At 61.3% G+C, this 25,133-nt stretch carries 24 protein-coding genes and 1 tRNA gene; 12 read left to right on the top strand and 13 right to left on the bottom strand.

What is annotated here, in order from left to right; genetic code table 11:
- Position 1 precedes the first annotated feature (1 nt).
- Genes ccoP through QM780_RS02970 form a run of 6 tightly spaced genes read left to right on the top strand, consistent with a single transcriptional unit; the run spans position 2 to position 6,011 of the window.
- Positions 2 to 955 carry a cytochrome-c oxidase, cbb3-type subunit III gene (gene ccoP / locus QM780_RS02995; RefSeq protein WP_415068998.1) on the top strand — a complete coding sequence of 318 codons (954 nt, stop codon included), beginning with the start codon at positions 2 to 4 and terminating at the stop codon, positions 953 to 955.
- Positions 952 to 2,430 (top strand): cytochrome c oxidase accessory protein CcoG, encoded by a 1,479-nt coding sequence (gene ccoG / locus QM780_RS02990; protein ID WP_415068997.1) that lies wholly within the window; start codon positions 952 to 954, stop codon positions 2,428 to 2,430. The genes ccoP and ccoG overlap by 4 nt, the downstream gene beginning before the upstream one ends.
- On the top strand, positions 2,427 to 2,930 hold the full coding sequence (locus QM780_RS02985; protein ID WP_415068996.1) for a FixH family protein: 504 nt from the start codon (positions 2,427 to 2,429) through the stop codon (positions 2,928 to 2,930). The genes ccoG and QM780_RS02985 overlap by 4 nt, the downstream gene beginning before the upstream one ends.
- On the top strand, positions 2,915 to 5,146 hold the full coding sequence (locus tag QM780_RS02980; protein ID WP_415068995.1) for a heavy metal translocating P-type ATPase: 2,232 nt from the start codon (positions 2,915 to 2,917) through the stop codon (positions 5,144 to 5,146). The genes QM780_RS02985 and QM780_RS02980 overlap by 16 nt, the downstream gene beginning before the upstream one ends.
- Positions 5,143 to 5,313, top strand: coding sequence for a cbb3-type cytochrome oxidase assembly protein CcoS (ccoS, locus tag QM780_RS02975; protein WP_415068994.1), 171 nt, complete (start codon positions 5,143 to 5,145; stop codon positions 5,311 to 5,313). The genes QM780_RS02980 and ccoS overlap by 4 nt, the downstream gene beginning before the upstream one ends.
- A gap of 5 nt (positions 5,314 to 5,318) precedes the next feature.
- The gene (locus QM780_RS02970) at positions 5,319 to 6,011 is read left to right on the top strand and encodes a sulfite exporter TauE/SafE family protein (protein WP_415068993.1); all 693 of its coding nucleotides are present in this window, start codon (positions 5,319 to 5,321) and stop codon (positions 6,009 to 6,011) included.
- A 15-nt stretch (positions 6,012 to 6,026) separates the two neighbouring features.
- On the opposite strand, the gene QM780_RS02965 is transcribed toward QM780_RS02970, so the two are convergent.
- Positions 6,027 to 6,233, bottom strand: coding sequence for a ChaB family protein (locus QM780_RS02965; RefSeq protein ID WP_415068992.1), 207 nt, complete (start codon positions 6,231 to 6,233; stop codon positions 6,027 to 6,029).
- A gap of 224 nt (positions 6,234 to 6,457) precedes the next feature.
- On the opposite strand from QM780_RS02965, the gene QM780_RS02960 reads away from it, so the two are divergent.
- The gene (locus tag QM780_RS02960) at positions 6,458 to 6,949 is read left to right on the top strand and encodes a hypothetical protein (protein WP_415068991.1); all 492 of its coding nucleotides are present in this window, start codon (positions 6,458 to 6,460) and stop codon (positions 6,947 to 6,949) included.
- A gap of 25 nt (positions 6,950 to 6,974) precedes the next feature.
- On the opposite strand, the gene QM780_RS02955 is transcribed toward QM780_RS02960, so the two are convergent.
- Positions 6,975 to 7,520, bottom strand: coding sequence for a hypothetical protein (locus QM780_RS02955; RefSeq protein ID WP_415068990.1), 546 nt, complete (start codon positions 7,518 to 7,520; stop codon positions 6,975 to 6,977).
- 269 nt (positions 7,521 to 7,789) lie between these two features.
- Here QM780_RS02955 and QM780_RS02950 point away from each other — a divergent pair, with 269 nt between their 5' ends.
- Complete coding sequence (locus tag QM780_RS02950; RefSeq protein ID WP_415068989.1) at positions 7,790 to 9,577, top strand: esterase/lipase family protein; 1,788 nt, start codon at positions 7,790 to 7,792, stop codon at positions 9,575 to 9,577.
- 94 nt (positions 9,578 to 9,671) lie between these two features.
- Here the strand turns inward: QM780_RS02950 and QM780_RS02945 are convergent, their stop codons facing one another.
- A complete protein-coding gene (locus QM780_RS02945) occupies positions 9,672 to 10,073 on the bottom strand; it encodes a DoxX family protein (RefSeq protein WP_415068988.1) in 402 nt (133 codons plus the stop codon).
- Between the two features lie 1,024 nt (positions 10,074 to 11,097).
- A tRNA-Lys gene (locus QM780_RS02940) sits at positions 11,098 to 11,172 on the bottom strand.
- Positions 11,173 to 11,456: 284 nt separating this feature from the next.
- Between QM780_RS02940 and QM780_RS02935 the strand changes: the two genes are divergently transcribed.
- Entirely contained in the window at positions 11,457 to 11,651 is a 195-nt protein-coding gene (locus QM780_RS02935) for a hypothetical protein (RefSeq protein WP_415068987.1), read from the top strand.
- Between the two features lie 131 nt (positions 11,652 to 11,782).
- Positions 11,783 to 12,688 (top strand): DMT family transporter, encoded by a 906-nt coding sequence (locus QM780_RS02930; RefSeq protein ID WP_415068986.1) that lies wholly within the window; start codon positions 11,783 to 11,785, stop codon positions 12,686 to 12,688.
- On the opposite strand, the gene tgt is transcribed toward QM780_RS02930, so the two are convergent.
- The 7 genes from tgt to QM780_RS02895 all read right to left on the bottom strand — a co-directional run bounded on the left by tgt (position 12,654) and on the right by QM780_RS02895 (position 19,947).
- Entirely contained in the window at positions 12,654 to 13,847 is a 1,194-nt protein-coding gene (gene tgt, locus QM780_RS02925) for a tRNA guanosine(34) transglycosylase Tgt (RefSeq protein WP_415068985.1), read from the bottom strand. The two genes, QM780_RS02930 and tgt, sit on opposite strands and share 35 nt — an antisense overlap.
- A gap of 61 nt (positions 13,848 to 13,908) precedes the next feature.
- Positions 13,909 to 15,183, bottom strand: coding sequence for an alpha/beta fold hydrolase (locus QM780_RS02920; protein ID WP_415068984.1), 1,275 nt, complete (start codon positions 15,181 to 15,183; stop codon positions 13,909 to 13,911).
- Positions 15,180 to 16,295, bottom strand: a complete 1,116-nt coding sequence (gene queA, locus QM780_RS02915) for a tRNA preQ1(34) S-adenosylmethionine ribosyltransferase-isomerase QueA (protein WP_415071961.1) — start codon at positions 16,293 to 16,295, stop codon at positions 15,180 to 15,182. The genes QM780_RS02920 and queA overlap by 4 nt, the downstream gene beginning before the upstream one ends.
- Before the next feature lie 124 nt (positions 16,296 to 16,419).
- Positions 16,420 to 16,824: a DUF423 domain-containing protein gene (locus QM780_RS02910; protein WP_415068983.1), complete on the bottom strand. Its 405-nt coding sequence runs from the start codon at positions 16,822 to 16,824 to the stop codon at positions 16,420 to 16,422.
- A complete protein-coding gene (locus tag QM780_RS02905; RefSeq protein WP_415068982.1) occupies positions 16,824 to 17,300 on the bottom strand; it encodes a peptidylprolyl isomerase in 477 nt (158 codons plus the stop codon). Before QM780_RS02905 ends, QM780_RS02910 begins: the two co-directional genes overlap by 1 nt.
- Before the next feature lie 134 nt (positions 17,301 to 17,434).
- Positions 17,435 to 17,974, bottom strand: coding sequence for a peptidylprolyl isomerase (locus QM780_RS02900; RefSeq protein ID WP_415068981.1), 540 nt, complete (start codon positions 17,972 to 17,974; stop codon positions 17,435 to 17,437).
- Positions 17,975 to 18,138: 164 nt separating this feature from the next.
- On the bottom strand, positions 18,139 to 19,947 hold the full coding sequence (locus QM780_RS02895; protein ID WP_415068980.1) for a tetratricopeptide repeat protein: 1,809 nt from the start codon (positions 19,945 to 19,947) through the stop codon (positions 18,139 to 18,141).
- A 235-nt stretch (positions 19,948 to 20,182) separates the two neighbouring features.
- On the opposite strand from QM780_RS02895, the gene QM780_RS02890 reads away from it, so the two are divergent.
- The gene (locus QM780_RS02890; RefSeq protein WP_415068979.1) at positions 20,183 to 20,653 is read left to right on the top strand and encodes a hypothetical protein; all 471 of its coding nucleotides are present in this window, start codon (positions 20,183 to 20,185) and stop codon (positions 20,651 to 20,653) included.
- A gap of 45 nt (positions 20,654 to 20,698) precedes the next feature.
- On the opposite strand, the gene coaD is transcribed toward QM780_RS02890, so the two are convergent.
- Together coaD and QM780_RS02880 are read right to left on the bottom strand one after the other, a co-directional pair.
- Positions 20,699 to 21,202: a pantetheine-phosphate adenylyltransferase gene (gene coaD / locus QM780_RS02885; protein WP_415068978.1), complete on the bottom strand. Its 504-nt coding sequence runs from the start codon at positions 21,200 to 21,202 to the stop codon at positions 20,699 to 20,701.
- Between the two features lie 360 nt (positions 21,203 to 21,562).
- Complete coding sequence (locus QM780_RS02880) at positions 21,563 to 21,940, bottom strand: c-type cytochrome (protein WP_415068977.1); 378 nt, start codon at positions 21,938 to 21,940, stop codon at positions 21,563 to 21,565.
- A 397-nt stretch (positions 21,941 to 22,337) separates the two neighbouring features.
- On the opposite strand from QM780_RS02880, the gene gyrA reads away from it, so the two are divergent.
- Positions 22,338 to 25,082 (top strand): DNA gyrase subunit A, encoded by a 2,745-nt coding sequence (gyrA, locus tag QM780_RS02875; protein WP_415068976.1) that lies wholly within the window; start codon positions 22,338 to 22,340, stop codon positions 25,080 to 25,082.
- Positions 25,083 to 25,133: the final 51 nt, after the last annotated feature.

Here is a 25,133-nt window from a genome sequence, read left to right as displayed (position 1 = left end):
CATGGGCGACAAGCATATCGACAAAACGACCGGAGCCGAGACGACGGGACACGTCTGGGACGGCGACATCATGGAGCTCAACAAACCGCTTCCGAAGTGGTGGCTCTATACGTTCTACGCCTGCATCGTGTGGGCATTCGGGTATTGGATCGTCTATCCGGCATGGCCGATGCTCACGGGCTATACCCAAGGCGTCATCGGCCACAGCCAGCGCGCCGAAGCGACAAGCGACGTCGCAGCCGCGACCGCCGAGCAGGAAAAATATCGCGCCGAAATTGCCGCCACGCCGATCGCTGAGATAAAGAAGAACCCGGAGCTTTTTGAATTTGCCCGTGACGGCGGAGCCGCCGTCTTCGGCGACAACTGCGCGCCATGTCATGGCCGTGGCGCGCAAGGCGCGGTCGGCTATCCCAACCTTAACGATGACGATTGGCTCTGGGGCGGCGATCTCGAGCAGATCCAGAAGACGATCACCTACGGTGCGCGCGCCGGAAACCCCGACACGCACGATACTGCGATGCCGCGCTTCGGCCTCGACAAGATCCTGGAGCCGGCGCAAATCAAGGATGTTGCCAATTACGTCCGCTCGCTGTCTCATCTCGACGTCGACGCGGCCGCAGCGGCTCGCGGCAAGCAGATTTTCGCTGACAACTGCGCCGCGTGTCACGGCGACGACGCCAAGGGCAATCCCGACATCGGCGCACCGAATTTGACGGATGCCATCTGGCTTTACGGCAGCAGCCAGCAAGCCGTGATGCGCAGCATCGAAACCGGACGCGGCGGCGTCATGCCGGCCTGGACCGGCCGCCTCGATCCCGTTTCGATCGAGATGGTCGCTGTCTACGTTCATTCGCTCGGCGGCGGCAAACCCGAGCCGAGCAATGCCGAAGACGGCAAGGCTCAAGAAAAAGAACCGCAAGACCATAAAGACGAGAAGTCCGAGGCACCTAAATGACCATGATGGGCGGCCACAACAAGTTCATCACCGAGTCATCTCCCGCGCAATCGGGAGAGGGCAAGCCGCCGCCCACCTACGTGTCTCACCAGAAGATCTATCCGAAGGAAGCGCACGGCACGTTCCGCAACGTCAAGTGGACGGTGCTCGTCGTCACGCTCGGCATCTATTACATCCTGCCCTGGCTGCGGTGGGACCGCGGGCCCGGCCTTCCCAATCAGGCGTTTCTTCTCGATTTTGCCAACCAGCGCTTGCTGCTCGGACCGATCCAGATCTGGGCGCAGGAATTCTATTACGTCACCGGCGCGCTGGTCGTCTCGGCGCTGGCGTTGTTTCTCGTGACCGCAGTCGCCGGCCGCATGTGGTGCGGCTATGCCTGCCCGCAGACCGTTTGGACCGATCTGATGATTGCGGTCGAGCGTTTCTGGCAAGGCGATCGCAATGCCCGTCTGCGCCTCGATCAACAGCCCTGGTCGCTTGAAAAGCTCTGGAAAAAGTTCGCCACGCACGTGTCGTGGCTGCTGATCTCGGTGCTCACCGGCGGCGCGTTGATCTTCTATTTCCGCGATGCCCCAACGCTTGCGGGCGAACTGGCCACCGGAACCGCGCCCTATGTCGCTTATGCGTTCCTCGGCATCTTCACGATGACGACCTATCTGCTCGGCGGCCTCGCCCGCGAGCAGGTCTGTATCTACATGTGCCCATGGCCGCGCATCCAAGGCGCGATGTTGGACAAAGACTCCCTCTTCATTTCGTACCGCGACATTCGCGGCGAGCCGCGCGGCGCGCACAAACGCGACCAAAGCTGGGAAGGTCGCGGCGATTGCATCGATTGCAAGGCATGCGTGACCGTCTGCCCGATGGGAATCGACATCCGCGACGGCGCCCAGCTCGCATGCATTCAGTGCGCGCTCTGCATCGATGCCTGCAACGAAATCATGGATCGGGTCGGTCGCCCGCGGGAATTGATCGCCTATACGACCGTGCGCAATCTTGAGAGCGCCACCAAGGGACCGCGCGAGGGATGGCGCATCATACGGCCGCGCACCATTCTCTACAGCATTCTCATTTCCGCGATCGGCGGCCTGATGACGTGGTCGCTGATGAATCGAGCCGAGTTGCAGGTCAACGTCCTTCCGGACCGCAACCCCCTCTACGTCGTGTTGAGCGACGGCGGCCTTCGCAACGGCTATACCGTCAAAATAACGAACAAGCTGCAGAACGCCGAGCAATTCAAGATCACCGTCTCGGGACTGCCGGAAGCCAAGGTAAGTTTCGTCGAATTCGACGGCTCCGATCCGACGATCGTCGTTGCGCCTGCAGAAGTTCGTGCCGTGAAGCTATTCGTTTCCTTGCCCCCGTCGGCACGAAAAGAATTGAAAAGCGATGCCATGCCACTGACCATCACGGTCACCGACACCAAGAACGAAAAAACCGCCTCGCGCGTCACAACCTTCAGCGGACCATCGCCATGAAGCAAGCAGTCGGCACACGCGGCGGCATCAACGGATGGCACGTGCTGTTTGGCATGGTCGGATTTTTCATCGCCGTCACCGCCGTCGATAGTTTGATGATCTACAAGGCCCTTTCGACCTTCGCCGGCGATACACCCGATGCCTACCGCGAAGGCCTCGACTATAACGATCGGATCGCCGAGGAACGCCGCCAGGATGAGTTGGGCTGGACGGAAACGACGAAATTCGACAGCTCATCCGGCAATTTTAAATTCACCCTCACCGATCGCCAGGGCAATGGCGTCGAAGGCCTGAAAATTATTGGAACGCTCGGCCGTCCCGCAACCGACATCGCCGACCGCGCCGTCACTTTGACCGACATCGGGCAAGGCACCTATTCGCTTGCCGTTGCCGGCCTCGCGGAAGGCAATTGGGAAATTTCGTTGCAAGCCGCCCGCACCAGCGATCCCAAAAGCGAAATCCTTTACCGCTCGAAGGTCCACCTATGGAAGCAGCCCTGAATGCTTCCGCCAGGCTTGAACGCGAAGCGGACCTGAACGATCGCACGAACCTTTCGACGATCACGCTTTCGGCGCCGGACATCGTCTGCGGGCGCTGCATTCGCACCGTGGAAAACGCCTTGTGCGAGGTCCGAGGCGTCGTCGCCGCGCGCGCCAATCTCTCCGCCCGCCGGATCACCGTCACCCTCGACCAGACCGCCAACGATAACGGCATCGGCCCCAAAGAACTCGTAGCCGCACTGAGCGCCGTCGGCTATTGCGCCGCCGAACTCGTCGAAGGCCCGGAAACGGCCGCCTCGCGCAGCCGCGCCGGCGATCTTATTCCACGCCTCGGCGTCGCCGGCTTCGCCGCAGCTAACATCATGCTGCTGTCGGTATCGGTGTGGTCGGGCGAAGCCTCCGACATGGACGGCTCAATCCGCGATCTCTTCCATTGGCTTTCGGCGCTGATCGCACTGCCCGCGATCGCGTACGCCGGGCAGCCGTTTTTCCGGTCCGCCATTGCAGCCCTTTCCGCCCGGCGCCTCAACATGGACGTGCCGATTTCGCTCGGCATCCTGCTCGCGGCGGGCATGAGCGTCTTCCAGACCATCAGGGGTTCCGACCAGGTCTATTTCGACGCCGCTGTCACGCTTGTCTTCTTTCTTCTCATCGGCCGCGTGCTCGATGAAAACGTTCGCGTTCGCGCCAAAGGCGCCGCCGAAAATCTTCTCAGCCTGCGCGCACTCGCCGCGACTGTCGTCAACGCCGACGGCTCCGTCCGCGCGATTGCCGCCCGCGATCTTGCCCCCGGAATGCGTGTCGTCGTCACCGCCGGCGAACGCATTCCCGGCGACGGCACCGTCGTCTCCGGCACGAGCGACATCGACGAAAGCCTGATCACCGGCGAGACCGTGCCGCGCTCTGTTAATCCCGGCGATCACGTCAGCGCCGGAACCGTCAATGGCGGCGGCGTGCTGCACGTCGCCATCACCTCATCCGACGAAAACACGCTTCTCGCCGAGATCGGGCGGCTGATGATCGCCGCCGAGCAAAGCCGCGGCCGCTATGTCCGCCTCGCGGATCGGGCGGCACAGATCTACGCGCCCGCCGTCCATATCGCCGGACTGCTGACGTTCATCGGCTGGATGCTCGCAGGCAGCGGCTGGGAACTGTCGCTCACGCACGCGATTTCGGTGCTGATCATCACCTGCCCGTGCGCCCTCGCTCTCGCCGTTCCCGCCGTCCAGGTTGCCGCCATCAGCCGCCTGTTCGATCGCGGCGTCATTGTCAAATCCGCCGACGGCCTCGAGCGCATGGCCGAACTCGACAGCATCGTTTTCGACAAAACCGGCACGCTGACCCTCGAACGCATCGAGCTTGCCGACGACGAGATGATTTCCGATGCCCTGCTGACGCGCGTCGCCTCGCTTGCGGCCGGAAGCCGCCATCCCTATGCGCAAGCCATCGTTCGGGCCGCCCGCAATCGCACGCTGCCGATCAACGCGCTGGATGCCGTGCAAGAAGTTCCAGGCTCCGGACTATCCTTTGCCCACGACGGACGCGAAGAGCGGCTCGGATCGGCGCAATGGGTCGGCGTGTCGCCGGACCGTCATACCGATGGCTCTCTCTGGTATCGCTCCCCCGACGGCGAGATAACAGGCTTCCGCTTCATCGACCGACTTCGCCCCGACGCGCGCGCAACAGTCGATGAATTGGTGCGCGCCGGTTTTCAAATCGAGGTGCTGTCCGGAGACCGGCCGAAAGCCGTGGCGCAGGCTGCAGCCGCCGCCGGAATATCGCATTGGCATGCCGCGCTCCGCCCCTCCGAGAAACTGCACCACCTCGGCGAGTTGAAAGCGCGCGGCTTGCATACCTTGATGGTCGGCGACGGCCTGAACGATGCCCCGGCCCTCGCCGCCGGTCACGCCTCGATATCGCCCGCCTCCGCCGCCGACATCAGCCAAGCCGCCGCCGATGCCGTCTTCCAAGGCGATCGTCTCGGATCAGTGGTCGAAGCCATAAAAGTCGCGCAGGCGGCCCACCGCATGGCGCTGCAGAATTTCTCCATTGCCATCGCCTATAATGTTATTTTCGTCCCGCTCGCGATGATGGGACACGTCACGCCGCTCGTCGCCGCGATTGCGATGTCGACCTCGTCGATCGTGGTGACGGCGAACGCCATCCGCCTCAGGACGAAAAAGCTTCGGCTTCATCCGGTCGGGAGACACGCATGACCTCTCTCGCATGGCTCATTCCCGCCGCCCTGGCGCTCGGCCTCATGGGCCTCGCCGGTTTCTTGTGGGCGCTGAGAAACAATCAATTCGAAGATCTGGAAGGTGCAAGCTGGCGCGCGATCGAGGACGGTGATCCGCCAACGCCGGACCGTAAGAGCGAGCGGTGAGCGCCATGCCGTTTTCTGTTGCCCTCTCCGGGTTGGGTTTCGGGCTCGCGAGCGCACTCCATTGTGCCGCGATGTGCGGCGGCATTGCCTGCGGTGCTCTATTGCTGCTCGATCCATCGACTCCGCGACAGCGCAACCGGCAGCTCGCCTTGATGCAGGCGGGCCGCGTGGCGACCTACGCGACGATGGGCGCGGTCGCCGGTGCGATCGGTGGCAGCTTCGCGGCGGCCCACGGCGGCATCAGTTTTCAGATCATGCAATGGGCCGCGGCCGCCACGTTGATCTGGATGGGCCTTGTCATCGCCGGCGCGATGCCGCGTCTTGCGTTTCTCGACCGTGGTATTTCCTATGTCGGCGGCGCCCTCGAAACCGCGGCGCTGCCGCTTCGCAAAAGGCCGACGGTGGGACCATTGGCGCTTGGCGTCGCCTGGGGGCTCAACGCCTGCCCGATGCTCTATGGCGCGGTGTTTTTCTCTTCGCTGACCGGCTCAGCGTTGAACGGCTTTCTGTTCATGGCGGGCTTTGGCGTGGGCACCGTCCCCGCCGTCTTCGCCGCCGCCAATGGCTTGACCTTCCTGCGAACGATCAACGCCAGACCATCGCTCCGATGGGCGACCGGATCCGCCATCGCGCTCACCGGGTTTGCAAGCGTCTATCTCACCGGCGCGGTAATCCCCGGCCTCTGCCTCACACGCTAGCTGCCGGGTGCTTCGCTATCGCGGCACCCACGCGTCGCCTTCTTTGCGGTAAGACCGCTTGACTGCGGCCCACGCAATCCGATGCGAGGCTTCCTCCTGGCGCGGATCGCCTTCGTGTTCGTCGTAAGCATTGTTGAAAGCCGCCCGATAAATGTCCTGCGCGTGCGGCGGCAGATGGTTGCGAACCGACGGCGGCAAATCGGCATTCGAAACGTAAGGCATGGCAAATCCCCTGGCGTTTCAATCTCGAACGGATGGCAAGCTTTTTCCAAAAATGGCAGCGGATGACAATGCACGGCCCGCTGCCGTCGGCAGGTTGTATCGAACCTTTTAGCCGCCCGTTAAGAGGGCCTATGCCAAAAGAGCTATGCCCCGTTCCTCATATTTTATTGGGGCGAAACAATACGATCCGATCAGCCGATTAACTTTCAAATCGTCTCTCGCACATGTCGAATGAATTTGGCCGTCGCCGCTGGAAAGGCAGCGAAGAAGCAGTCCCAGCCGCAAAGCCCGCGATCACCGGTTCCAACACCTGGATGATCCTTTTGCTTCTTCTGGCACCCTTGATCATCGGCGCTCTCTATTTCCCCGTCTCCAACTACATCGCGCGGCGTGCCGAAGAAAACAGCCGTCTCAAAATCCAGGCCGCAATCGCCGAGGCCTCGCGCCTCCAAGAGTTGGCGTTACAGGCCAGGATTGCTTCCGTGAAGGAGACCGCAGCGGGAATGTTGAAAAATCCCGAATCCGCACGTTTCAGAGAAGTAACGATCGACCGCAAAACGCGCGCCGTCTGTGGCTATATCAACGGCACCAATTCCTATGGCGGCTATGCCGGCGAGATGAAATTCGTCGGCGACAAAGAGATGGTCTACCTGATCAAGCCGAACGATCCGGAAAATCAGGCAGGCATCGCCGCTTACAATATCAACTGCAACTGATCACAGCGACGCAAAGCGTCCGCGCTCAGCGGTACGCTTTCAGCAGCTGCTGGCTCCATGCCGGATCTTCGGATCGCCGTTTGAGCCAGGTGCCGCCTTTCATATCGGCCTCGGCAGCACAGTCGTCCGCCCAGGCGATCAGGTTCTCCGACTGCATCCTGAGCTCTTCCAGTTTGATGGTCCGCCGCGCTTCCATCGTCCGGCCGGGCTGATGCGGAAAGACCGGCTTTCCGTTTCGATCGACGCTCCACCGACAGAGAATTTGCAGATCGCCGTCACCCGCCGCCCCCTCCTTGACGATTTCGGCCAGGATGTCGTCGATCGGAAGAATCTCCGAATACCCGCCTCCGAACCCGACAAAAAGCTGAATCTGCGCGAGATTCTGCGACCGTCGCAGCACGTTACGCAGCATGACGTGACGATGCATCTCGCGCAGCGCGCTTTTGAATTCGCCGCTCAGGATCCGAAGCAGCTCAGTGCCCCGATCGCTGTCGGCCTTTCGCCACAGCGTCTGCTCGGCGTCATATTCGAGATCAAGGAAGGGAGTTTGCGAGTTTGTACGCAATGGCATGGCGGGCCCCGGATGCGCTCGAACGCGGTGTGATTGGAACACCGACGTGAAGCATTTTCGAATTCCCGCGATTGCTTCAGTAATTCAGAATTTGGGACAAAAGAATGACCGGACAGAGCATTTCGATTAATTTCTCAAAATTCTTTCGCAACATTCAATTATTGAAGGCGAATTGAAATCGGTCTTTCGGGGAACCAGCCGCCGCGGTTCGTCATCGACGCGCGAAACTATGATCGCTATACAGAGGATCGTGTGGGTGCGGGGCGGTCATGGCCGATCGAGAAACGGTCGTTCTTGTGCACGGAACGTTTTCCGGTCCGCGCGATGGCATTGCCCAATGGTACGACCGCGGTGAAACGTTCTGCACCAAACTGAACGCCGCCCTCGAAGCGCGCGGATCATCGGCCCGCTGCTGGGCGCACGCCGATCCCACCGCGGGGCCTTTCAGCTGGAGCGGCAGAAACCAGTGGGCCGATCGCGTCGAAAGCGCCACCGACTTTGCCCAATATGTCAGTGATCTGCAGCACGCCGGCTGGACCTGTCATGTCGTCGCCCACAGCCACGGCGGCAATATCGTCACCGACGCCCTTCCAACGATTTACCGCCAGACAGGTCATCCCGGCGGCATCAACGGCACCGTCACAACGTTAGGAACACCGTTCCTCGACACACTTTCACCCTTCGAGCGCAAGAGACGGCGCCGTTCGCTCATCGGCGCCGGCCGCACCATCTTCGCCCTGTTCCTCGTTTGGGCCGTATGGGCTCTGCTCTTTTTTGGCGCCGTCGACAATGACAAGGGCATTTGGAAAGATCTCGTCTTCATGCCGCGGCCTAACGGAGAGCCAGCCAACGTCATGGCGCTCCCCATCGACGTCTCCGCTCTTATCCTGCTGCCCCTTACAGGATGGACGATATACCGGGCATTCTTCACGCGGCGTCGGCCCGGCTTCTGGGAAGCCACCAAGGTTCGCTCACCCTTCTTTCTCGTCCTCACCAGCAAATTCGATGAAGCTTGGCAGCTCCTGCACCACCTCCACGCGACCGCCAACCCTCTGAAGCCGAAAAGCGGCTGGACCGGTTTTCTCGACGACGGCCGCAAGCGCTTCATTTCGCGACTCAAGACCGTCGAAAAACTTCACGGCAAAGCCACCTTCGGAATGCTTCCCCGGCGCGGAAAAATCATGGTCGCGATCATCTACGCGCTCACGACATGGCTGTTTGCCAGCAGCACCTATATGGGATTCACGACTCTGCATCGGCTGGGCGACAAGGACGAAATGATTGCCCGCTTTGCCGCTTCTCGCGCGGCCGCCTTCTGCGCACCGCAAAAAACGAATTTGCCGCCAATGCCTCCCGAACTTTGCGTCAACCAATCTTTCGATTCCATTTTATTCCCCACCCCCCAGGGCCCCGTCGATCCTTCTTTCCGCGCTTGGGTCGAAAGTCCCGAAGGTCAGAAACTCTTCCAGGCCTATGTCGCGACATCACGATCCGCTCTCGCCTCCACGCTGCTGACAACCAGTATCTTTTTCATCGGGCTGATGTATCTGTTCGCGGCGCTTCTCGCGCCCATTGGCGGAGGCGCCTATTTCTCCGCACTGTTTTCGCCGGTTCGCGCTGTCTTGAGGACCCTGCGTTCGCTCTTCACCCTTCCGAGCCTCGCAGCCAACTACATCGTTCGTGAACGAGGCTGGAACGTCATCCAGCAATTGGCATTCGGCCTGGAAGGCTATGCCTATCGCATTCCGCCGCCGGAGCAGATGCCGACACGCGTGCCCGCCGAGTTCATGCGATTTGAGGAACTGGACTCCGACGCCACCGAGCGCGCGCTCAACAATCGCTCGAACTGGTTCGTGCGCAATTTCGGCGACCTTACGGAGACCCTGTCGAAGATGGTGCTGACCGCTTCCGACATTTCCTTCCTGCAGCGCATGATCGAGACCGACGCCCAGCTCGTCCACGGCGTCTACTACACCGACGACGACGTCATCGCCCGCATCGCCGATTGGATCGCCAAAGCTCCAACCGATACGGAAGCAATGCCCCAAACGCGCTAATCCGCGCAGCAGTGCACAGACGCGTCATCGCCAATCGCAACGCCGCCCGAAATAACGATGACGTCTTGCCTCGATCAGCCGCGCTTCGCCGCGCTCAATCGCGATGCGTCTTTGCGTCGATGCTCCACGGCCCTGGCCCCGCGAAGACAAGATAAAGGAACACGAAGCAATAAAGGATCGCCGCGTCGCCTCCATTCAACAGCGGAATGAAACTCTTGGGAGCATGCGCCATCCAATAGGCGAAGGCCATTTCACCTGAAAGTAGAAACGCGATCGGCCGAGTGAAGAACCCGACAGCCAACAGAGCGCCACCGGCAAGTTCCAGCACGCCCGCCGCGCCCATCAGCGAGAACAGCTCAGGCCCGGATGCGCCGCCCATGCGTTCTGGGATGCCGAAAAGTTTTTGCAGTCCGTGTTCGAAGAACAGTATCGCGGCAACAATCCGCAAAATGCTCAGAACGTAAGGAGCCCACCGATCGAGGAATTCTGAATTCATTGCAGTTCACCTAAATTGTATCCGCGTTTGTCGGCACATATCGCTGCAGGCACGTCTATTCGTGGAAATGACTTCGTTATAGGTCACGACCAAACGCTGCGAGAACGCATGCACGTCTCGCCATGATGCCACTTGTGTGAACTTCCGCACATTTGCTCAACCACGGCCCCAGACGACTTTCAGTATGACTGGGCGAAGGCGGAGCCTCAACTGCTTTACCAGCCCACGTAGTAAGAACCGTACGGACGTTCAACCACGAAGTCGCTGTATGGAGCATATACGGCGGGTCCGGGGTAGTAGCGAGGGCCGGGGTAGTACACGACAGGCGGTGGGGGCGCATACACGACTGCTGGCGGCCCATAGTAATATGGACCATAGGCCGGGTATGGTGCGTAGTATCCGGGATACCAGTAGCGATGATGATGAACTTTCACCACAGCGCTCTGGTGCTTCAGCATTGGCGCCGCGAAGTTCGCTGCGTCCGCCGAACCAACGGAAGCTGAATTCACGAAAGAGCAAAGCGCAAAAGCAAACAAGGTCGGTGCAAAAGTTCCTGTACGCATGGGACACTCCAGACATCGTCCGGCCCCGTCCAGCGCTTCATAACGATCTTCCAATCGTCTGATGCTGTCAAAGGAATTGCTCAACCTCGCAGCTACCAGGTCGGGAAACCGCCCAGCGCCCTGTAGCGCTCGCGGTAATCAGTTGACTTGCACAAGTTAAGGGAAAGTGGGGGCGTCGGCTTTTCTTGGGGGGGGGTGATGACCGACGCCCTGAGAACTGGTGCATGGGGGGAATGCAAACCAGTCTTCGCGTCCGAGGGAAAGGGACGCGCTGCTGACGGTCCCTATACGGATGTTCGATCACGCGAGTTGTCGAATTGCGTCAACAACCATAATGGCGGCGACGCGGGGACGCGCGCTCACCCAAAATTTCGCAGCTTTGGCACCCCGTCGCTGCTCGAGAATTTCGAATTGGCCGCGCCGTACGGAACGTTGATGCCTGTCGCAACACACTGATCTGGTGGTGAGCCCGGTTGGGATCGAACCAACGACCCTCTGATTAAAAGTCAGATGCTCTACCGCTGAGCTACGGGCCCTTATCACACCAAATCAATGACTTAGGCGGACATGCCGCCAATCACGATCCCGGCCCAGACCGCCGCCGCCTCGATCCGAGGGACTGGGCACGCCGCGCGCCGAAGCGTGCTTATAGAAACGGGGCATGGAACCCGCAACCCTCATTCCGTCTGCCCTTCTGACCGATGGTCGCAGCCCCGCTACAAACGCCGGTGGTCCCCGATCTTTTGGCGCGCTATATGACGCCCGAACGCGCCGCCTCCGGCTCGAGAGCGCGCGCGCCCCGAAACGAATAGGAATGATTATGGCCGACACTGAAGCTCTCGCCGAGATCGAACAGCGCATCGCCATCCTTCGCGACAATCTTCGCCAGCTCGTCGAACAGGCCGCTGGCTATTCAGGCGCCGAGGACGAGGAACGCAACGCCGACCGCATCGCCGACCAGCAAGCCAAACTTGACGCCCTGGTGAAAGAGCGCGACGCACTCCTCAAGAAGTAACAAAGCAGATCCTTTCCGGCTGGCGCTTCCGACGAACCGGCCGGCCGACCAATTACCCGATACGCCGATTGGCCAAGCTCGCTGCGCGCCCGTGCGGCGAGCCTCATGTCCCTTCGCGAAAGCGTTGCGAAATGCCCGATCGCCTGAAGGCTATCCTCCTGACGTGCATCGCCGTCACGCTGTTCGCGGCGCTCGACACGACGGCGAAGTATCTCGAAACGCGGCTCAACGCGCCGATCGCGCAAATCGTCTGGATCCGGTTTCTCGGCCAGATCTTCTGGACCGCCGTGGTCGTCGGACCGGCGGCGATGCCGAAGCTTCTGATAACGCACAACCTGAAACTTCAACTCGTGCGTTCGGCGTTGCTCGTCTCGACCACGATCCTGAATTTCCTCGCCGTGAAATATCTGCGCCTCGACCAGACCCTGTCGATCACTTTCCTGACGCCGCTCGTCGTCGCTGCTCTCGCTGTGCCGTTCCTTGGCGAGCACGTCGGCTGGCACCGCATCTCTGCGATTATCGTCGGCTTCATCGGCGTCCTCGTCGTCGTGCGTCCGGGATTTACCGCGTTGGACCCCGCGTTCGTATTCGCATTCGGCTCGATGCTCGCCTACTCGCTGATGATGATCGTCACGCGTAAGCTGTCGGTTTTCGACGCACCGCTTGTCACGCTGAGCTACGGCGCCTTCATCGGCGCGGTCGGCGCCGCCCCGTTTGCAATTCCCGAGTGGGTTTGGTTCTCCGACCCCAAGGCCTGGGCGCTGCTGCTTCTGCTCGGCGCCCTCGGCGGCGGCGGCCATTTCCTCATCATCAAGGCCTATGGCATCGCACCGGTATCGACCGTCACGCCCTTCATCTACATCGAGCTGATCAGCATGCTCGCGCTAAGCTATGCCGTGTTCGGCGACCGGCCGGACCATTGGAGCTTCATCGGCTCGCTCGTGATCGTCGCGTCCGGCCTCTATCTGATCCATCGCGAGCGCGTCGCCCACCGCGAAAGCCTCATGGCGATGGAGCCGATTGAGGAGAAGGAGTAATTCGCGCCTTCGTTTCCGTGGCCCAATCGTCGAAGCGGCCCTCGGCGATCGCCGCCCGCATCGCCGCCATCAGATCCTGATAGAACACGGTGTTGACCCACGACAGGATCATCGCGCCGAGATACTCGCCCGACTTGATCAGATGATGGATATAGGCGCGCGAATAATCCCGCGCCGCCGGACACGAACTCTCCACATCGAGCGGCGCGCTGTCCTCGGCATACTTTGCGTTCCGCATGTTGAGCGGCCCGCTCCATGTGAAAGCGTAACCGTGCCTGCCGTTCCGTGTCGGCATCACGCAATCGAACATATCGACGCCGAGGCGCACGCTCTCGATCAGGTCGAGCGGCGTGCCGACGCCCATCAGATAGCGCGGCTTGTCCGACGGCAGATGCGGCAAGGTCTCGCCGAGCGTCGCGATCATCGCCTCGTGCCCCTCGCCGACCGCTAGGCCGCCGACCGCGTAACCCGGAAAATCCATCTGCACGAGCGCGTCGGCCGAGCGATGGCGAAGCTCGATATCGGTCCCGCCCTGCACGATCGCGAACAGCGCCTGCCCTGGCTGCGCACCGCCTGACGAAAGTTGCATCTCGAACGCCCGTTTCGACCGTTCGGCCCAGCGCAACGACAATTCCATCGCCCGCTCGACCTCCTTGCGCTCGGCCGGCAGCTCGATGCATTCGTCGAACTGCATCTGGATATCCGCACCGAGCAGGCATTGAATCTCGATCGAGCGCTCCGGCGACAGCATGTGCCGCGAGCCGTCGAGATGCGACTGGAACGTGACGCCCTCTTCCGTGATCTTGCGGATCTTGCCGAGGCTCATCACCTGAAAACCGCCCGAGTCCGTCAGGATCGGCTTGTCCCAACGCATGAACTTGTGCAGGCCGCCGAGCTTTGCGATGCGTTCTGCACCGGGCCTCAGCATCAGATGATAGGTATTGCCGAGCAGAATGTCGGCGCCCGCGTCGCGCACCTGTTCGGGATAGAGCGCCTTGACGGTCGCGACCGTGCCGACCGGCATGAAAGCGGGCGTGCGGATGATCCCGCGCGGCGTCACGATCTCACCGAGACGCGCCTTGCCGTCCTGTTTCAGAAGCCGGTAGGCGAATGCGGGGTTGGCCGTCGGAGCGGCGGAAGCCGGTATCTCGATGTTCATGCCTTGCGGTCAATCGTAATGGCGCCGTCCGCGAATTGGACAGACAGCGCCGTTTCAGTCTTCAGTTCGAGATCTTCTCGACCACGGCTTTGCCGGGCTCGACGATCAGCTTGGTGACGTTCGGTGCTTCATCGCTGTAGACGAGATCGAGCGTTGGCGCGCCGGTCGTGATGAATGAGTGAATGTCCTTCGCGACCGTCTCCGCCGCCGACCATTGGATGTTATGGCCGATGTCGCTTTCCTGCGCACCGGAAGCAGGAAGCGGCTTCTTGCCGTATTCCTTCCAATAGAACGTCGTTCCCGCTTTCGCAGCCGCTTCCTTCAGCGACGCTTTGATCTCGTCCTGATCCTTCGCAAGGTAAATGCTGTCCTGCGTCGCCCACATCACCAGCGCCGGAACCTTCAGAGTTTTAAGGCGCTCGGTGTTGTCCTGCGCCAATAGCCCTTTCGTCGCCCCGATCCAGGTGCCGAGCCGAACCTTCGCCGTCTCCGGCGTGTATGGCGTGAGAAACGACGGCTCGGCGGCCGGATCGAGCGTCCAGTTGGCCGCGATCCATTCCATCGCCTTCGGATCGGCATCGAGCGGCGTCAGCTCATAAACGCCCGACGGATAAGCCAGGCCCTTGGCCTCCAGCGCCGGTTTCCACGCGCCTTCTATCGTCTGCTTCAAAACGAAATCGCCGAGCGCCGCGTTGCCGACACTCTTCGCACCTGTTGCGTCGAGAACGGCATGCCCGACCATCTCCGGATGCGTAATCGCGATCTCCTGCACGACGAACGATCCCATCGAATGCCCGGCGAGATCGGCTTTCGAAATCCCCTTCGCCTGCATGAACGCGACGACGTCGCCGGCAAGATCCGAGATGCGGTAGCAGGTCTCGGGCGCTGAGGCACACGCCTTGGCATCCGGCATGCTGCTCTGGCCGTGCCCGCGCAAATCGACGGCGAGAATGTGCAGGCTCGGATCGATCTTATGCAGCGCATCCATCGCCAAAGACCACGACCGCACGCTGTCGGTCAGCCCATGGATCAAAAGCACCGGCTTGCCGTCTGCCGGGCCGACTTCGATGTAGGCCATGTCGATGCCGGTCGGCAGTTTCACCATGCACCGCGGTGTATCGACCGACGTGCACGCCGCCTCGGCGGACGCCGGCGCGCTGGCGCCAAAGACGAATGCGGCCGTCATCAGCGCAAGTGCGCTCGGCCGAAGGGAAGCGATCAGATTGCTCAATGTCATGGAACTTTCACCGGACTGGATGCGGACACTGACGTGAATGCGATCATCGGGCGACCATACCAATCGACCCTGCGAAAGAGAAGCCGGGCCGTTTTTCATGATCGTTCGCTGCCGTCGTCGGCGCGCATGAGTAAGCTGGCGTCGCCATAGGAATAGAAACGGTAGCCGGACCGGATCGCATGACCATAAGCCGCCCGCATCGTGCCGAGACCTGAAAACGCCGCGACCAGCATGAAAAGCGTCGAACGCGGCAGATGGAAGTTTGTCATCAGCACATCGATGGCTTTGAACCTATATCCCGGCGTGATGAAGATCGCTGTTTCGCCCGACCATGGCATGATGGTGCCGTCGTCTCGCGCCGCACTTTCGAGCAATCGCAGCGACGTCGTGCCGACAGCCACGATACGCCCGCCACGCGCCTTGACCTCATACAGCGCCGCCGCGGTCTCGGCTGAAACCTCGCCCCACTCGGAATGCATCTTGTGCTCGTCGGTGTCCTCGGCTTTCACCGGCAGGAATGTCCCCGGCCCGACGTGAAGCGTCACGAAGTGGCGCGAGACGCCACGTGCGTCCAAAGCCGCGAACAGCTCGGGCGTGAAGTGCAGACCCGCCGTCGGCGCCGCCACCGCGCCGTCCTTCTCGGCATAAATCGTCTGATATGTTTCGCGATCGCGCGCATCGGGCACACGCTTCAGCGCGATGTAGGGCGGCAGCGGCATCAACCCGATTGACGCCACGGCTTCATCGAGTGCCGGACCCGACAGATCGAACGCCAATTCGACCTCGCCTGCCTCGCCCTTTGCCGCGACCGTCGCATCGAGCCTGCCCTGCAGACAGACTTCGCCCGAATGACCAAAGCGCACGCGATCGCCCGCTTCGAGCCGCTTAGCCGGCCGCGCAAACGCACGCCAGGTGTTATCGCTCACCCGCTTCGTCAGATTGAAATCGACGTTCGCTAGCGTCTCGCCGCGCACGCGAACGCCTGCCAGCGCTGCGGGAATGACTTTGGTGTCGTTGAACACCAGCGCATCGCCGGGACGGAGCAGGCTCGGCAGATCGCGCACGATCTTGTCTTCAAGGTCGGCGTCATCGCGCGCGCAACCGCCCTTGACCGGATACACGACCAGAAGCCGCGCGCTATCCCGCGGCTCGGCCGGATAAAGCGAGATCGCGCTGTCGGGCAGTTCGAAATCGAAGAGATCGGTACGCATCGGCGCGGCATAAACGATGATCCGCGTCAAAGGAAGACCGGAAGACCGCGACCCTTAACGCCAGCTCACACACTCCGTTATCCCCGAACGCAGCGAGCATCGCAAGCGCGTTCGGAGCTCCAGCTCACTTGCCCCGCGCGCTGAAGAGTCCTGCCACCGCAACCAGCAGCCAGCTCAGGATCATGCCCGAGCCGCCGACCGGCGCCAGGAATCGCAACGACGCATTGCCGGTGAAAGTGTGAAAAGCAATCTCGCCCGAGAACAGCGAGGCGGCGAAAAGCATCAGCACCGCCGCCAAACCCCAGAGCTTCGGCCGCATGCTGCGCAACGCCACGGCGAAAATGCCGACTGCAGCCGCGGCGTGCAGCGTCAGGATGTTCGCGGCCGTCGCCAGCGCCGGACTGTCGACCTTATGCGCGGTCGCCGCTGACAGTGCGACACCCGCCGCACCCGCAAGACCGGCCCAGACCAGAATGAGAAAAGGCGCGCTGCACCGCGCGCCTTCGCAAGTGTTGCCCGGCGCCGCCATCACGCAGCGTCCGCCGCGACGCGGACCTTGATCATCTTGTCCGGGCTCTTCGGCGGCTCGCCCTTGTTGATCTTGTCGACGTTGTCCATCCCCTCGATCACCTTGCCCCAGACCGTGTACTGCTTGTCGAGAAAGCGCGCGTCATCGAACACAATGAAGAACTGGCTGTTGGCCGAGTTCGGATTGGACGCCCGCGCCATCGAGCAGACGCCGCGCACATGCGGCTCGGCGTTGAATTCGGCAGGCAAGTTGCCATGGGACGAACCGCCGGTGCCGCGACCTTGCGGACATCCCGTCTGCGCCATGAAGCCGTCGATTACGCGGTGAAAGACGATGCCGTCGTAAAAGCCTTCGCGCGCCAGCTGCTTGATGCGCTCGACATGCTTCGGCGCGAGATCGGGGCGCAACTCGATCACTACGGGCCCCTTGCTCGTCTCGATCAGCAGCGTGTTCTCGGGATCTTTGTAGTCGGCCATTCCAAAAGTCCTTTCTAGGGTCTTCCCCTCGCCCCGCTTGCGGGGAGAGGGCGAGGGTGAGGGGCGGCCGCAAGACGGTCGAGCCGCAGCATGTTTTCCCAGCGCCACTTGGCGATAGGAAGATGGAGTTTCAATTACTGCACGTAGACCTTTTGCATCACGTCCGGGTTCGTAACCGTTCCCGAGCCCGGCTCGCCGCGCTTGATCATGTCGACGTACTGCATGCCGTCGATCACCTCTCCGAAGACGGTGTATTGGCCCTTGAGACCGGCGCAGCCGATGCTGTTGAAGCAGATGAAGAACTGACTGTTTGCCGAATTCGGGTCCGACGTCCGCGCCATCGCCACAGTGCCGCGCTTGAATTCCACATCCGAGAATTCCGCCGGAAGATCCGGCAGCTTCGAGCCGCCCATGCCCGTGCCTGTCGGATCACCTGTTTGCGCCATGAAGTCGTCGATCACGCGATGGAACTTGATGCCGTTATAGAAGCCCTGACTGGCGAGCGCCTTGATCTGCGCGACGGTCTTCGGCGCCAGATCGGGCCGCAGCTGAATGACGACCTTGCCGTTCTTCAATTCGATGACGAGCTTGTCGCCGTCGGCACGCGCCGGCTGACCCAGAAACATGCCCATCGCCAGCAGCGATGCAAAGACGAACGATAGAAATCGAACCATGGCGCTTCCTCGTGGATTGATCATTTCGCCGGCGTTTTGTGCGCTCCGGCCCCGCCCCTTGGCGTTGCGGCGGGCAGTGTTGCCGCCCTTATGGCGATTTGACGGCCTGACCGCAAGGCTCGAAGGCCCCCCCGCGGCCGACGGGGCGACACCGCGCCCCAGGGTCATTGCCCGGCCTTGGCGGCGGGCCCGAAAATGCCGGACTTATAGACCCCGTCCATCAGTCGCCCGACCTCATCCTCGTGGATGTTCCATAGCCGCCACCAATCCGCGAAACTCTGCGCGGTCGCTCCCGGATAAAGCTTCTGCATGCTGCGCCAGGCTTCGGCGGCCTCTCGCTTCATTCCAAGCTGCCCATAGATCGGAATGATTTCGAGATAGACGTAAAACATCTCCTGAATACCTTGCTTGGCGATCTCGAGAGCCTGGGAGTAATCGCCTGCGAGATAAAGCGCCGTATAGACGGTCGAATGATACCAGCCGATCGCGGCGTCGCTGTTGATCGCATTTCCTCTTTTCGCGAGCGCGACCCCGCGCTGATGATCTCCGGCGGCTGAGATCATGCATCCAAGTGTGGCCATGATCTCGGCATCGTAAGGCGCAAGGTTGAGCGCCTGATCCGCCTCGTGTCCGAAGCGGTCGAGTTGCTTGGTGAAGAAATAGGCGGACGCCGCGGTCATGCGTGCGCGGGCATCCGCGGGGTCGAGCACGACCGCATTCGTCGCCAGCTCGACGATCTCAGCCGGGGGCACCGGCTTTTCATCGAGACGGAAGACCCAGCCCATCACCGCAATCCATGCAAGCTCCCGCCGTGCTCGCGAATTCGACGGATCAAGTGCCACAGCCTTGTTAAGGAAGTCTCGCGCCGCGTGAAAAATCTCCGGTGTCCAATTCCACTGCAAAATTTCCCGTGCCCGCAGAACGAGATCATAGGACTGAACCTGTTCGGGGCTCTTGCGAAGCGCCGACTTTGTTTCCGTGCTCTCGATTGCGCCGTAGCTGCCGGCGACTTTGCCGACGATCTGATTGACGACCTCATCCTGCACGAGCAGAACGTCCGCCATTTCGCGATCGTACTTTTCCGCCCAGACATGCGAACTCGTTTCCGCATCAAGCAGCTGCGCCGTGATGCGGACGCGATTATCGACGCGCCGCGCACTGCCTTGCAGCACGTAGCGGACTTTCAGGTCCCGTCCGAGTTTCTGGACGTCGACGGGCTGGCCCTTGTATTGGAATGTCGTGTTGCGGGCGACGACGCGAAGATCTCGTGAGCGGGCCAATGCCGTCAGGATATCTTCCGTCAATCCGTCGCTGAAATAATCCTCCTTTGGATCGCCCGACAGATTTGTGAACGGCAGAACCGCAATCGCCGGAACGCTTTCAAAGTCGGCCGTTACATGCGCGTCCGTCGTTCGGGGCGCGGACACATCCAACGAGCGATAGACGAGTGCACCGGCGATCACCAAGGCGGCGGCAGCCGCAAACGCCAAAAGCACCAACTGCGGCCGCATGGTCGGCGCTAGCAAACCTTTAAACGCCCTTTCCAAAGCCTTCTCCGATTGCAGCGACGACTGATCGGATACTTTTGCCTCGGTGTCGCGCGGTGCGACAGCATTCCGGAATTCGATCGTCGGGGTATAAGTCCCCTTCGGCAGCTCGATCCGGATCGGATCGCCTCCGGCGACGGTCTCATAATATTCGCGCAGCCGGTCGCGAACCCTTCCCGCCTCGATGCGCACGACCGGATCGACATTGGGGTCGAACCCGTCGCCGCGGTCGAAAACCTCGCGCGCAATCGTATACCCCTTGATCCTGTCGCCCCGACCGGCAAGCGTCTCATCGACGATGTATTCGAGAAACCGTACCCGCCGGCGGGATTGCTGGAATATCTGACTTGTGACGATGCGCGCCAGCTGCTCGCGGATCGCGGCCCGCTCGGATTCGCTCCAGCAACGAGGCTGAATTTCCGTCACGCATACGCTCCAGAAAGCGCGTGAACAGCACAATCCTGCTGCTCAGGCCGGCTGTTTGACACGGTAACACACTTCGCCGAACACCCGCGATCGGCCAGTCTCGGCGTCGAGGGAGCGCGGGTTCTGCGGCCCTCACGACATGAAATCAATAATGAGTATTCCGAACGCCGGACGCGCTGAACGCACGCACGGCGCCTGCTGAATAATTTTGCAAAACGAAAGCGGAGGATCAAATATGAACAGTGTTCTGATGAAGCTATCTTTCGTCCTCTCTTCAGTCCTTATATCCGCGCTGGCGTCCCCGACGACGGCCGCAACTGGGCAGGAAACGGGCGTCATCGTCTGCATGACGGATAAGTGGGACGAGAAAGAAGTCGCCAAGGGGCACAAGATCGCCGACTACACCGGCCGCTGCATCACCGTTCCCCATGACACGGCGCGCGAAACCATCGTCTCCGACTGCATCGGCAAATACGAGTATATGCCAGACGGCACCTGGAAGGGTGTCGGTACCGGCACTGACCACTTCAAGAGCGGCGATACGCGAACCTTCACCTGGGACGAAGGCTCCGACTTGAAGGAATATCGCTACACGAACACGGGCGGCACAGGAAAATTCCAGAATGCCAAGGGCGGCGGCACATACTTCTACGTCCCGATCACCGAAACGGTTTTCTCCGGCACATATAAAGACAAGTCCGAATAGGCACTGCAGCGGGGTAAATGGCGCGGGCGGTTCTCCGGCCGCGCCTCACGATTGTTTGCGGGCCTTCGCCTTCAGTCGCTTCAGCACGCTCGCCGAAACGAAGGGCGAAGGATCGCCGCCCATCATCGCCACCGCGCGCACGAGATTGGCCGCAATATGGCGCACCGCCGGCGATGCCGCGACGTAGACCGTTTGAATCTCGGGCGCCATCTCGCCGTTCATGCCGGCCATCTGCATTTCGTAGTCGAAGTCGGTTCCGTCCCGCAGCCCGCGAATGATGATCGACGCCTTGTTGGCGCGCGCCGCATCGACCGCGAGCCCCGAGAACGTCACGACCTCGATCTTGGTCTTCGTCGCCGCGGTGATGGCCAGGACTTCCTCCTTCAGCATCGCCACCCGCTCGGCATCATCGAACAGCGGCGCCTTGCCGGGATTGACGCCGATGCCGATCACCAGCTTGTCGAGAAGCCCGGTCGCCCGCCGGATCACGTCAGTATGTCCGAGCGTCACGGGATCGAAAGAGCCAGAATAAAAGCCGATGCGGGTCATGGGCGCCTTCGTGATTCCTTCGGGATTTAGCGAACATCTGAATAGCCGCTGCCCCTCCCCTTGCCCAGAGGGCGAGACCACACATCGCCAAATACGATGAAAATTCTCTGCTTCGCCTAACTGTCATCCCGGGCGAGCCCCTTTTGCGAGACCCGGGACCCAGATCTGTCGTCCGCATCCCGCTCGTCGCCCTGGGTCCCGGCTCTCCGCTTCGCTTCGGCCGGGATGACAATCGAACACAGAACGTCATCCCGGCGGAGGCCGGATCCACTCAAATCTCGACTGACAGATGATGATACTTGCCTGGGTGCCGACCTTCGTCGGCATGACGGTGAAGTAGAGAGTGACGCGAGGCAACACTCAACCGGGATTGGACTTCAGAAAGTCGATAATCTGCTTGCGCGTCGCCGCATCGGCGATGCCGCCGAACGGCTTCATGTTGTTGTTGGGAACAAGCCCATTCGGATTGGTGACGAACTTATCGAGCGATGCATCATCCCACGTGATGCCCGATGATTTCATCGCTCCCGAAAAGCCGAACCCGGGCGCCGTCCCGGCTTTGCGGCCGACAACGCCATGCAGGCTCGGGCCGAGCCGGTTGTCGCCCTCCTTCCACGAATGGCAGGTCCGACAGTTGTTGTTGAATGCCTCCTGGCCCTTCTCATCGGCCGCGAGAAGCGGTCCCGGAAGGAGCACGTGAAGGACGATCGCCGTCGCAACGGCAGCAGCAGCGCGCATAACTTCCTCCCGCCCGGCGAACCCGCGCCGGACATTGGCTTTTGCTAAATGTTCCTGGCTTGCGAACGCCATGAACGGGGTGCTGTTCCCCCTGTCATGCCGAGGTCCTCGAGATATCGCTCAACGCCCGATCCGGCCGCGAATCTATGGCGTCCTCGCCATCCGATCGCCGGATTTCCCGCGCCGATCCCCCGAACTCATCCTCATGCTGTAATCCCGCACGGATGCGCTCCCGCAAACCAATGATATCAAACGATTTTATTGAAGGTTGTGGAGCCGTGTCACGAAGCCGCGCAAGTGGCTTTCAGAATTCATTTCTGCTAGTCTATAGCTTCCCTTTTCCGAGCGGCTGCCGGTGCTTTGCGCCCGCCGCTCCTCATCCCGGAAAGAGCTGCCTTTGACCGACAATAACGACGACGACAAACCGGCTGGCCGCGAGCCGAGCGACATTCGCCCGATCTCGATCTCGGACGAGATGAAACGCTCATACCTCGACTACGCGATGAGCGTCATCATTTCGCGCGCGCTGCCCGACGTGCGCGACGGTTTGAAGCCCGTGCACCGCCGCATCCTCTTCGCGATGAACGAGCTTGGGCTCGACTGGAACAAAAAATACGTCAAGTCGGCGCGCATCGTCGGCGAGGTGATGGGCAAGTATCACCCGCACGGCAACCTCGCGATCTACGATGCCCTCGTCCGCCTCGCGCAGGATTTTTCCATGCGCGTGCCGCTCGTCGATGGCCAGGGCAACTTCGGCTCGATCGACGGCGATCCGCCCGCTGCCGAGCGCTACACGGAATCGCGTCTCGCCAAGGTCGCGAGCTTCCTGCTCGACGATCTCGACAACGACACCGTCGATTTTCGCGAAAACTATGATGGCACCATTCAAGAGCCGTCGGTCCTGCCCGCGAAATTCCCGAATCTGCTCGTCAATGGCGCCGGCGGCATCGCAGTCGGCATGGCGACCAACATTCCGCCGCACAACCTCGGCGAAGTCATCGACGCCTGCATCGCCGACCTCGACAATCCCGAAATCGGCATCGACGATCTGACGCAAATCATCCAAGGACCCGACTTCCCGACGGCCGGCATCATCCTCGGCCGCGGCGGCATTCTCTCCGCCTATCACAAGGGCCGCGGCTCGATCATCATGCGCGCCCGCGTCAAGGTCGAGAACATCCGCAAGGATCGCGAAGCGCTGATCGTCACCGAGATCCCCTATCAGGTGAACAAGCGCACGCTGATCGAAAAGATCGCCGACCTTGTGCGTGACAAGAAGATCGAAGGCATCTCGGACCTGTGGGATGAATCGAACCGCGAAGGCATCCGCATCGTCATCGAATTGAAGCGCGACGCCGTCGCCGATGTGGTCTTGAACAACCTCTACAAATACTCCGACCTACAGACGACGTTCGGCGCCAATATGCTGGCGATCAACGGCGGCCGCCCGGAAAGCCTGAACCTCAAGGACTTCATCTCGGCCTTCACCAGCTTCCGCCAGGAAGTCGTCACCCGGCGCATCAAGCACCTGTTGAACAAGGCCCGTGACCGCGCTCACGTCCTCGTCGGCTTGGCAATCGCCGTTGCCAACATCGATGAAGTCATCAAGCTCATTCGCACCTCGGCCTCGCCCGCCGAAGCCAAAGAGCAGCTGATGGCGCGCGACTGGCCCGCCAAGGACATGACGCCGCTGATCGAGCTCATCGCCGATCCACGACACAAGGTTTCCGAAGCCGGCACCTATCGCCTGTCCGAAGAGCAGGCAAAAGCCATCCTCGAACTGCGCTTGGCCCGTCTCACCGCTCTCGGCCGCGATGAAATTTCCGACGAGTTGAACAAGATCGCGACGGAGATCAAAGAATATCTCGCCATCCTCGCCTCGCGCGCCCGCGTCGTCGATATCGTCAAGGGCGAGCTGCAGGCGATCAAGAACGAGTTCGCAACCCCGCGCAAAACCGAAATCGTCGATATCGAAGGCGAGGTCGAGGACGAAGACCTCATCCAGCGCGAGGACTGCGTCGTCACCGTCAGCCACAAGGGCTACATCAAACGCGTGCCGCTGGCCGCCTATCGCGCGCAAAAGCGCGGCGGCAAGGGCCGTTCCGGCATGTCGACGCGAGATGAAGACTTCGTCACGCAGTTGTTCGTGACCTCGACGCACACGCCCGTGCTGTTCTTTTCCTCGCGCGGGATGTGCTACCGCATGAAGGTCTGGCGCCTGCCATCGGCATCGCCGCAGTCGCCCGGCAAGGCCCTCGTCAACCTGTTGCCGCTGGAAGAAGGCGAGGTCATCACCTCGATCCTGCCGCTGCCAGAAGATTCCTCCACCTGGGGCGATCTCGAGCTGATCTTCGCCACCCGCTCCGGCAATGTCCGCCGCAACGCGCTGGCCGACTTTGAAAGCATCAACCGCAACGGCAAGATTGCGATGAAGCTCGACGAAGGCGACCGCATCGTCCAGGTCGCGATCGCGACGCCCAATCAGGACGTGCTGCTGACGAGCGCCGAAGGCCAGTGCATCCGCTTCCTGATCGGCGACGAGATCCGTCTCTTCAAGGGCCGCGACTCGACCGGCGTGCGCGGCATCCGCCTCGACGACAACGACGAGGTGATCTCGATGGCGATCCTCGATCACTTCGCGGCCGAAGCCGATGAGCGCGCCGCCTACCTGAAGCAGGCTGGCGCCCTTCGCCGCTCGGAGGATGCGGAAGAAGGCGAAGCCACCGCCGAAGCCGATGCTGAGGAAGTCTCAGGCGACGTCAGCATCAGCGCCGAACGCTTCGCCGAGATGCAGGCCGCCGAGCAGTTCGTGCTGACCGTTTCAAGCAAGGGTTTCGGCAAACGTTCGTCGTCTTATGAGTTCCGCACCTCGGGCCGCGGCGGCAAAGGCATCGTCGCGATGGTTGCCAACGACCGGAACGGCCGCCTTCTCGCGTCGTTCCCGATCGGCGAGAACGACCAGATCATGCTGGTGACCGACGGCGGTCAGCTCATCCGTTGCCCCGTGCACGACATCCGCATCGCCGGCCGCAACACCCAAGGGGTGCGCATCTTCAAGACCGACGCGGAAGAAAAGGTCGTCTCGGTCGAGCGCATCACCGAGGAAGAAGCCGACGAGTCCCAGGAAGCCGTCAGCGAATAATCGCTTCACACCCCATCTGTCATGCTCGGGCTTGTCCCGAGCATGACAGGG

Origin of the sequence: Hyphomicrobium sp. (genome assembly GCF_047600905.1) — a bacterium.
Classification (GTDB): Bacteria; Pseudomonadota; Alphaproteobacteria; order Rhizobiales; family Hyphomicrobiaceae; genus Hyphomicrobium_B.
This window is presented reverse-complemented; position numbering and strand designations above follow the sequence as displayed.